The sequence below is a fragment of the Glycocaulis sp. genome (genome assembly GCF_052168375.1).
Lineage (GTDB): Bacteria > Pseudomonadota > Alphaproteobacteria > Caulobacterales > Maricaulaceae > Glycocaulis.
Genome location: NZ_JBQLZR010000316.1, coordinates 1 through 8,038, shown reverse-complemented (window position 1 = coordinate 8,038; position 8,038 = coordinate 1). Strand labels below are relative to the sequence as shown.

Here is an 8,038-nt window from a genome sequence, read left to right as displayed (position 1 = left end):
GGAACGGCGTCGTCCCCCGCAAACCGTCCAGGGTCAGGCCAGCACCGGTTGATCCCCTCCCGGTGCCGCATGTGGCAGTAAAGCGGTCCCGATCGGCGCCCGATGGTCCCCTCACCATCGGGCGCCATAGTTTTTGCCGTTATGGCCTGTTCGCGGTCGGCCCTGCGCGCTAGACAACGGCTATGGCCCCGTCAGATTCCCACGATCCCAGCGATGATGTGATTGCCCGCCTGCTGGAGGAGATACCGCTCCTCTACAAGGCCCGGGCGTTTGCCGAAAGCATTGCCGATCCGGCCTATTTCTCGCGTCTTGGCGAGCGGCTGGACCCGCGCGAACGGACGCTGGCGCGGGCCTATCTTGACGGGCTGGGATTTCCCGATGCGGACCCGGCCCCTCTGGGAAGCTGGGAGGACGCAGCGATTGCCGCTGAATCGCTCGACACTGACCCTCTGGCCTGGGAGGCCGAGGAAATGATGCGCGCCGGCCTCGTTGAACGGGCGCTGGAACGCCTCGATGCCGAAGGTCTCGAAGCAGCGCTGATGCTGGTTTCCTCCTCCATCGGCGAGCTGGCGCGTGAAGCTGCAGAGGCCGCCGCAGCGATGGACGATGTCTATGACGAGACGGTGGTCAACGCGGCTGCAGGAGGCCTGATACAGGCCGCAAACGGGGCCGTGCTCGTGCTTCTGGCGGAGGCCGAGGACGAGACCCCGACCCATCCTTTCCTCGCGCGCTGGCGGCTCTACGTGCGCGGCCGCTGGCCCGTCGGCGTTGCCGGTTCGACCTATAACATACTGTGAACTGAAGCTGCCTGCCTGAAGGAGTTCCCCTGCATGTCCGGTCTGACCCTTGCCACCTGGAACATCAACTCGGTCCGCCTGCGCATCGGCCAGGTTGCCCGCTTTGCATCAATGGCAAAGCCGGACGTGATCTGCCTGCAGGAGATCAAGTGCATGGAGGACCAGTTTCCGGCCAAGGCGTTCCGGGAAATGGGCTATCCTCATGTGCACGTAACCGGGCAGAAGGGCATGCACGGCGTTGCCACCGTGTCGCGCAGCCCCATCGAGGTGCTCGATGACTGCCAGGTCTGCCCGAAATCAGAGGCTCGTCACCACATTGTCCGCATCGACGGGGTGGAGTTCCAGAACTACTACATCCCGGCAGGCGGGGACGAACCCGACGTGGACGCCAATCCCCGCTTTGCCCACAAGCTCGATTTCCTCGACCGCTTTGGCACTTTCCTTGAAGGCCGTGGGAAAAAGGGCGGCGATGTAGTCCTCGTCGGCGATCTCAACATCGCCCCGCGCGAGCATGATGTCTGGTCGCACAAGCAACTTCTGAATGTCATCTCCCATACGCCGGTGGAAACCGAAGGTCTGGAGCTTGCCCGCACCCGCGCTGGCTATCTCGACATTGCCCGCGAGCTGATCGCCGAGCCGGAAAAGATCTATACCTGGTGGAGCTATCGCAATCGCGACTGGCGCAAGTCCAATCGTGGACGCCGCCTCGACCATATCTGGGTTTCACCCTCCCTGCAGGCTGCCGCCACGGCCAAGGGGCGCGAGGGTTTCACCATCTGGGACGAGACGCGCGACTGGGAAAAGCCGTCCGACCACGTGCCGGTGACGCTGAAGCTAGCGCTTTAGCGCAATGATCCCGCACTGGCCGCCAAACTGGCCGGGATGACCGTCCCGCGCGGCGCGCCGCGAGGAGAAGAACCGGTCCTCATCAGCAAACGTGCAGGCGCGGATGCGGCTGATGTGACCGGGCTGAACACCGCTGGCGACGAGCTGACGGTGGACCGCCTCGGCCACATCAAGGCCTGCCCCTCCACCCGCATCGCGCGGGCCTGCCATCTGGCTGTCCAGCGCCCCGAACTGTGCCTCGAAGGCTTCGAGCACTTCCGGACCGACCCGGTAGTTTTCCTTCGAGATGGCCGGACCGATGGCCGCGCGCACATCCGCCGGCTTTGTCCCATAGGCGTCTGTCATGGCCTCCAGCGTGCGGGCGGTGATATTGGCCACCGTGCTGCGCCAGCCTGAATGGATGGCCGCAATCGCGTGACCGGACGGGTCGTGTAGCAGCACCGGAACGCAATCGGCCACCTGCGTGCAAAGGGCAATGCCGGGCGTGGCACTGATCAGCGCATCACCTTCACCCACCGACCAGCCCTCAGGCAGGGTATCGGCGCGCAGGACCGTGTCGCCATGGACCTGATTGGCAAAGACAAGGCGCGAGACGCCAAGGCCCCGCGCGACACGCGCCCGGTTCTCGGTTACATGGTCCTTGTTGTCACCGCGCGACCAGGAAAGGTTGAGGCTCGCATACGGGCCTTCACTGACCCCGCCGGTGCGGGTCGTGAAGGCGTGGACGATGCCCTCGCCCAGGCTGTCGGCAAATAGAAACTGAAGCGCGCTCATTCCGCCTGCCCGTCCAGAAAACCGCTGCGGCCCCGGCCAAGGTCATACCCCTCGCGGGCGGCGTCAACCGCGGCCAGGAGGACGTGAAGCGCCGACCAGTCATCCTCTGCGGCGATTGGCGCCCAGGCGGCCTCCATCGTCTCGAAGACCATGTCGGCCGGTTCATCCGCGTTGAAATAGGGATGGGACAGGCGTTCGGGCCGGACAGGCTCGCGGCTTTCAAATCCGCCGCGTATGGCGGCAAAGGTTTCTGACCGGTAGGCCTCTGCGCGGGGACCGGAAAGTGCACGCCTGGCCGATGCCTCGCCGCCAAACCAGTCAAACACCACGCCCTCAAAGGGCAGCTGGCTTTCATGCATGAAACGCAAGAGACTTGTCAGGAAGGCACCGTCAGCGTCACCGCCAAGCGCTTTCAGGCCGAGGCGCCTGTGCCAGGCTTCGTAGAGGGCTGCACGGTAACGGTCCGGGAAGGTCATCAGCGCCTTGATCAGGCTCTCTTCCTCCCCGATCAGCGTGAGGCTGCCCGCGAGCTGTTCGAGAGCCCAGAGCACCGATTCCGGTTGGCGGCCATAGGCATAAAGCCCGCCCTCATCGAAATAGGCCGCCGTGAAGCCGGGCTCGAAGACGGGCAGGAAGCGCCATGGGCCATAGTCGAAGCTCTCGCCTGTCACCACGAGATTGTCGGTATTCAGAACGCCATGGACGAAACCTGCGGCCATCCATTCCGCTGCCAGCCGGGCCGAGGCGGCGACCGTGTGTTCCAGAAAGGCTGCCGCGCGCGCTGGCGCGTCCCCGGCCAGCCCCGCCTCGGGATGGAAGGCGTCTATCGCGTAGTCCATCAGCGCTTCGACCAGATCGGGCCGGTTGAAATAGGCGTGCCGCTGGAACATGCCGATACGCACATGGGAATGCGACAGGCGCGTCAGCACCGCCGAGCGCGTAGGGCTTGGCTCGTCGCCGCGATGCAGGGCCTCGCCGGTTTCGAAGATGGAGAGTGTCTTCGAGGTATAGACGCCGCGTGCCTCCAGCATGTGCGAGGCCAGAAGCTCGCGCACGGCGCCCTTCAGGGTCAGCCGGCCATCGCCGGTGCGCGAAAAAGGCGTCTGCCCTGAGCCCTTCGTGCCCAGATCGAGAAGCCGTCCCTCGCCATCTCTCAGTTGCGCGAAGAGAAAGCCGCGCCCGTCGCCGATCTGCGGATTATAGGTACGGAACTGGTGCCCGTGATAGCGCAGCGCCAGCGGCCGGGGCTGGTTGTCCGGTAAGGGCTCGAAGCGGTGGAAGTGTGCCGTGCGCGCGTGCGCATCGAGGGTATCGAGGCCGACCGCTCCCGCCCAGCGATCATTCCACCAGCGCTCCGTCGCTGCCGGGAAGTCTGCCGGCTCCACCGGATCGGCAAACTCCGCGCCCAGCGTCACGAAGCGCGGATCAGGCCTGTAGGACGCGGCCATCAGGCCAGACCTTTTTCCAGCGCCTTTGCCGCGCGGACGATGGCGTCCACCGCCTGAGGCAGGATGCGCGTCATGTTGAGAAAGCCGTGCGGCATGGTGTTGAAGACAACCCTTTCCACCGGCACGCCGGAGGCGGCCAGCCGGTCGGCATAGGCTGCACCCTCATTCACCAGCGGATCAAGTTCAGCCGCCAGGATAAAGGCAGGCGCGAGCCCTTTCAGGTCGTCGGCCAGAAGCGGGGAGACGCGGACATCGCGCACATCATCGGGGCTGCGCAGATAGCTCTGACGGATGCGGCTGAGCACCTCGCGCGATAGCAGCGGCCCTTCCTGCCAGGGCTGGCGGGCGCGTTCGATCTCCAGCAATTGCAGGAGCGGATAAATCAGAAGCTGGAAGGCAACCGCGCCTCTGCGGTGCTGGGCGATGACGGCGGCGAGATTGCCGCCTGCCGAATCGCCGCCCACAGCGAGCCGGCCGGGTGCAAATCCGTGCCTTTCCAATGCGCCCTGGTGGACGGCATCAAAGGCGGCCAGCGCATCATTGACGGCCGCCGGGAAGGCGTGTTCGGGCGCTTTCCGGTAATTGACCGATACGACGCGCACGCCGGAGGCGGCGGCCAGCCTCTGGCACAGGGCGGCATGGGTCTCGATATCGCCGACAACAAAGCCGCCGCCATGGTAGTAGACCAGTCCGGCGCCGTTTTCCGCCGCATCGAAGGGCCGCCATATCCGTGCCGGGATCGGTTCTGCCGGGCCGGGAAGGGTCACGTCCTCGATGGCTTCGACACCAGGCGGGTCCAGCTCGGCAATCGGGATCAGACGCCGCAACGCCTCGCGCATGCCCGGCGCAGTGCGCTCCGGAGCAAAATGGGCGGCAAGATCGGCGAGCGCTTTTTCAGGGGTCAGCATGAGCAGGGCATAGTTCGGCCCGTGAGGGCGCAAAAGCAAGAGGCAAGCGCGCCTGCCGCCGTCTTCATGACGAGCGCCGGCCTAGTGCAGGTGAACAGGACCTGCGGGCTGTATCCGGCCCAGAAGCGCATCCTCGATCTCGCTTTTGAGGGCCCGCCAGGCTGCAGCGCTTTCCGCCTCGCCCTTGTCCTCCATCTCCGTGATGGCCTCGCAGGCATAGCCGAGCGCCCGCGCGCCATGCCGGTCAACCAGGGTGAAGGCGATCTGGCGGATATCGGCCGGCGTGATACGCGAACGGCGGGTGGCAGGCGAGGTGAGCACGGGCAGATCTCCGGGTGGCAGGCAGCTATGCTGCTTTCCATGGCAAGAGGGGTGCCAGCCAGCAGCTGCTTCAAAATATTGTTTTTATTGCCAAAAGCACGCCAGCCGCCGCGCCGGGAACAGCGCGTTGTCGCCTATCGGTCAATCCTGCCGGGCATAACTGTCCGTCGTCCTGACCGGCCTCGCTCCAGCCGCTATAATGTCGGCAATCATCGGTCTTGTTCCTTGCCTGCCCGGCATATTGCGGGCATTAGGCGTGACCATAAATTTGCGGACCTTTCGGAGTATTGCATTCATGCGCGTGGCAATGATCGGTACGGGCTATGTCGGCCTGGTTTCAGGAGCCTGTTTTGCCGATTTCGGTCATCAGGTGACCTGTATCGACAAGAATGCCGAGAAGATCGAACTGCTGCGCTCCGGCGGCGTGCCGATCTACGAGCCCGGCCTTGACCAGCTCGTCCAGCGCAATGTGCGCGAGGGCCGTCTCGATTTTGCAACCGACCTGACCGAGGCGGTACGCGCTGCCGATGTGGTCTTCATCGCGGTGGGCACGCCGTCCCGCCGCGGCGACGGTCACGCTGATCTGAGCTATGTTTATGCGGCGGCGGAGGAAATCGGTACCGTCATGGACGGTTTCACCGTGGTGGTGAACAAGTCGACCGTGCCGGTCGGCACCGGCGACGAGGTCGAGGCGCTTATCCGCAAGGTCCGCCCCGATGGTGATTTTGCAGTGGTTTCCAACCCGGAATTCCTGCGCGAAGGCGCGGCCATCGACGATTTCAAGCGCCCGGACAGGGTTGTGGTTGGCACCGAGGACAGCCGGGCGCGCGATGTGATGCGCGAGCTTTACCGTCCGCTCTTCCTCAACGAGACGCCTATCGTCTTCACCTCGCGGCGTACCTCCGAACTGATCAAGTACGCAGCCAACGCCTTCCTCGCCATGAAGATCACCTTCATCAACGAGATGGCCGATCTGTGCGAGGCGGTGGGTGCAAACGTGCAGGAAGTCTCCAAGGGTATCGGCCTTGATGGCCGTATCGGGCCGAAATTCCTCCATGCCGGTCCTGGCTATGGCGGTTCGTGCTTTCCCAAGGACACGATCGCGCTCGTGCGCACGGCGCAGGAGGCTGATACGCCCCTGCAGCTGGTCGAGGCCACCGTGCGCGTCAATGACACGCGCAAGCGGGCCATGGCCGACAAGGTGATCGGCGCGTGCGGCGGCGATGTCGACGGCAAGACGATTGCGGTGCTGGGCCTGACCTTCAAGCCCAATACCGACGATATGCGCGAGGCACCTAGCCTCGACATCATCCCGGCCCTGCAGGCGAAAGGCGCAAAGGTGCGCGCCTACGATCCGGCCGGGATCGAGGAGGCGGAAAAGCTGCTGAAGGATGTCGAGTACACGACCGGTCCCTATCTCGCGCTGGAAGGCGCCGATGCGCTCGTCATCATTACCGAATGGAACGAGTTCCGGGCGCTGGATCTTGATCGTGTGAAGGCGGCGCTCAAAGCCCCCGTGGTGGTCGATCTGCGCAATATCTATGATCCGGCCGAGATGCACGAAGCCGGTATCGCCTATACGAGCATCGGCCGGCCATAGCGGCGTCTAGCACGCCGCGAGAGGGCCGATAGCGGTCATCACGTGGTAGAGCATGCTGGCGGGGATATCCTTCGCCAGAGCTGCGCCTTTGGCATCATAGGCGTCCATCCAGCCGCCTGTGCAGGCATCCGCGAAATAGGTCGCCTTTAGCTGCGAGAGAAGGCGTCCGGCCTCGCCGGGCGCTGCCGTGTCGGGGTGGCGCAGGCGCGCGCGCAGCATTTCCAGCTGAGGCCAGAGGCGCCGGTTCGCGTCGAGCACTTGCCCGTCCGTGTCGACACTGTTGACGGCAAACCCCGTGCGGGCGTCACGCCCCCTGACGTCGGCAAAACGCATCAGGCGCCGCCGCCAGCTGATGAGATCGCGCCCGGTGCGGGTCTCATACTCTGCCAGCAGCCAGGCCCATTCGTGGCAGTGACCCGGCTCGGTGCGCCATGGGCCGTCACCCTGGCTCCAGTCCGGCCCCAGCTCCTCTATCACCGCTCCGCTTGCAGGGTGGAAGAAGCTGTCCTCCAGCCGGGCGACACAGGCTTTCGCGCATTCCAGCGCCTGCGCATCGCCGCTTGCCTCATCCAGCGCCAGACAGGCTTCCAGCAGGTGCATGTGCGGGTTGGCAGCCCGTATGCCAGGCTCCATTTCCGGGTCGAAATATCCCTTGCCCGACGGGTCGGCCATGGTGCCGGTCACGATGGTCAGGGCTTCGCGGGCGAGCTCCAGCGCACGGGGCTCACCAAACGCCTGATAGGCCGCAGCACCGGCAAGGATGACAAAGGCATGGTCATAAAGGCCCCGTCTCGGGTCGGCTGCCGCGCCGGAGCGCTCCAGCCTGTGCACCCACCCGCCCTGCGGGTTGCGTGCCGGGCCGTCCAGATACTCAAGGCCGAGCATCGCCAGGCGCTGTGCCTCGCCTCGGTCCCATCCGCAAAGCGCCGCCTCTGAAAAGGCGAATATCTGGCGGGGGATGACGCGCATGCGCCGCTCACGGTCCGCCACCGGCTCGCCGTCCAGCGTCAGGCACTCCACGAACCCGCCCTGTTTGGTGTCCCAGGCGGTCTTCGCCCAGAGCGGCAGGCACGCGTCAAACAGCCAGCGGCGGGCCCAATTCAGATCTGCCTTAGCAAGTCCGGTGGCGGTGCGCGCGGCGGACACCACCGGTTTGATGCCCGCAGCCTCGCCAAGCGGTGTTATGAGGACACCCTCGCGGGTTGCAGCAATGGCAAGCCCCGACACGCCCTTCACGGCAATCAAAGGACCTTCGGAGCGGACATAACTGTCTGACACCGCATCCAGCGACACCGGACCTTGCGTGACATTGCCTGCCGTATCAGCGGCGCCGAGCGCTTTCAG

8 protein-coding genes are annotated in these 8,038 nt (G+C 65.0%); 3 read left to right on the top strand and 5 right to left on the bottom strand.

The genetic code is table 11. The annotated features are described in order from the left end of the window. Positions 1 to 182 precede the first annotated feature (182 nt). Entirely contained in the window at positions 183 to 797 is a 615-nt protein-coding gene (locus ACTS2Z_RS13125) for a hypothetical protein (RefSeq protein WP_442573659.1), read from the top strand. Between the two features lie 33 nt (positions 798 to 830). After that, positions 831 to 1,643 carry an exodeoxyribonuclease III gene (gene xth / locus ACTS2Z_RS13120; RefSeq protein WP_442573658.1) on the top strand — a complete coding sequence of 271 codons (813 nt, stop codon included), beginning with the start codon at positions 831 to 833 and terminating at the stop codon, positions 1,641 to 1,643. Here the strand turns inward: xth and pgeF are convergent. Genes pgeF through ACTS2Z_RS13100 form a run of 4 tightly spaced genes read right to left on the bottom strand, consistent with a single transcriptional unit; the run spans position 1,632 to position 5,094 of the window. After that, a complete protein-coding gene (gene pgeF, locus ACTS2Z_RS13115; protein ID WP_442573657.1) occupies positions 1,632 to 2,417 on the bottom strand; it encodes a peptidoglycan editing factor PgeF in 786 nt (261 codons plus the stop codon). The genes xth and pgeF overlap by 12 nt on opposite strands. Next, positions 2,414 to 3,865 (bottom strand): protein adenylyltransferase SelO family protein, encoded by a 1,452-nt coding sequence (locus ACTS2Z_RS13110; protein WP_442573656.1) that lies wholly within the window; start codon positions 3,863 to 3,865, stop codon positions 2,414 to 2,416. Before ACTS2Z_RS13110 ends, pgeF begins: the two co-directional genes overlap by 4 nt. Continuing rightward, positions 3,865 to 4,812, bottom strand: a complete 948-nt coding sequence (locus ACTS2Z_RS13105) for an alpha/beta hydrolase (RefSeq protein ID WP_442573655.1) — start codon at positions 4,810 to 4,812, stop codon at positions 3,865 to 3,867. Before ACTS2Z_RS13105 ends, ACTS2Z_RS13110 begins: the two co-directional genes overlap by 1 nt. A 42-nt stretch (positions 4,813 to 4,854) precedes the next feature. Further along, positions 4,855 to 5,094 carry a hypothetical protein gene (locus tag ACTS2Z_RS13100; protein WP_442573654.1) on the bottom strand — a complete coding sequence of 80 codons (240 nt, stop codon included), beginning with the start codon at positions 5,092 to 5,094 and terminating at the stop codon, positions 4,855 to 4,857. A 295-nt stretch (positions 5,095 to 5,389) separates the two neighbouring features. On the opposite strand from ACTS2Z_RS13100, the gene ACTS2Z_RS13095 reads away from it, so the two are divergent. Beyond that, positions 5,390 to 6,694, top strand: a complete 1,305-nt coding sequence (locus ACTS2Z_RS13095; protein WP_442573653.1) for a UDP-glucose dehydrogenase family protein — start codon at positions 5,390 to 5,392, stop codon at positions 6,692 to 6,694. A 6-nt stretch (positions 6,695 to 6,700) separates the two neighbouring features. Here ACTS2Z_RS13095 and ACTS2Z_RS13090 read toward each other — a convergent pair. Further along, the coding region (locus tag ACTS2Z_RS13090) for an AGE family epimerase/isomerase (protein ID WP_442573652.1) at positions 6,701 to 8,038 on the bottom strand (1,338 nt) is incomplete at its 5' end.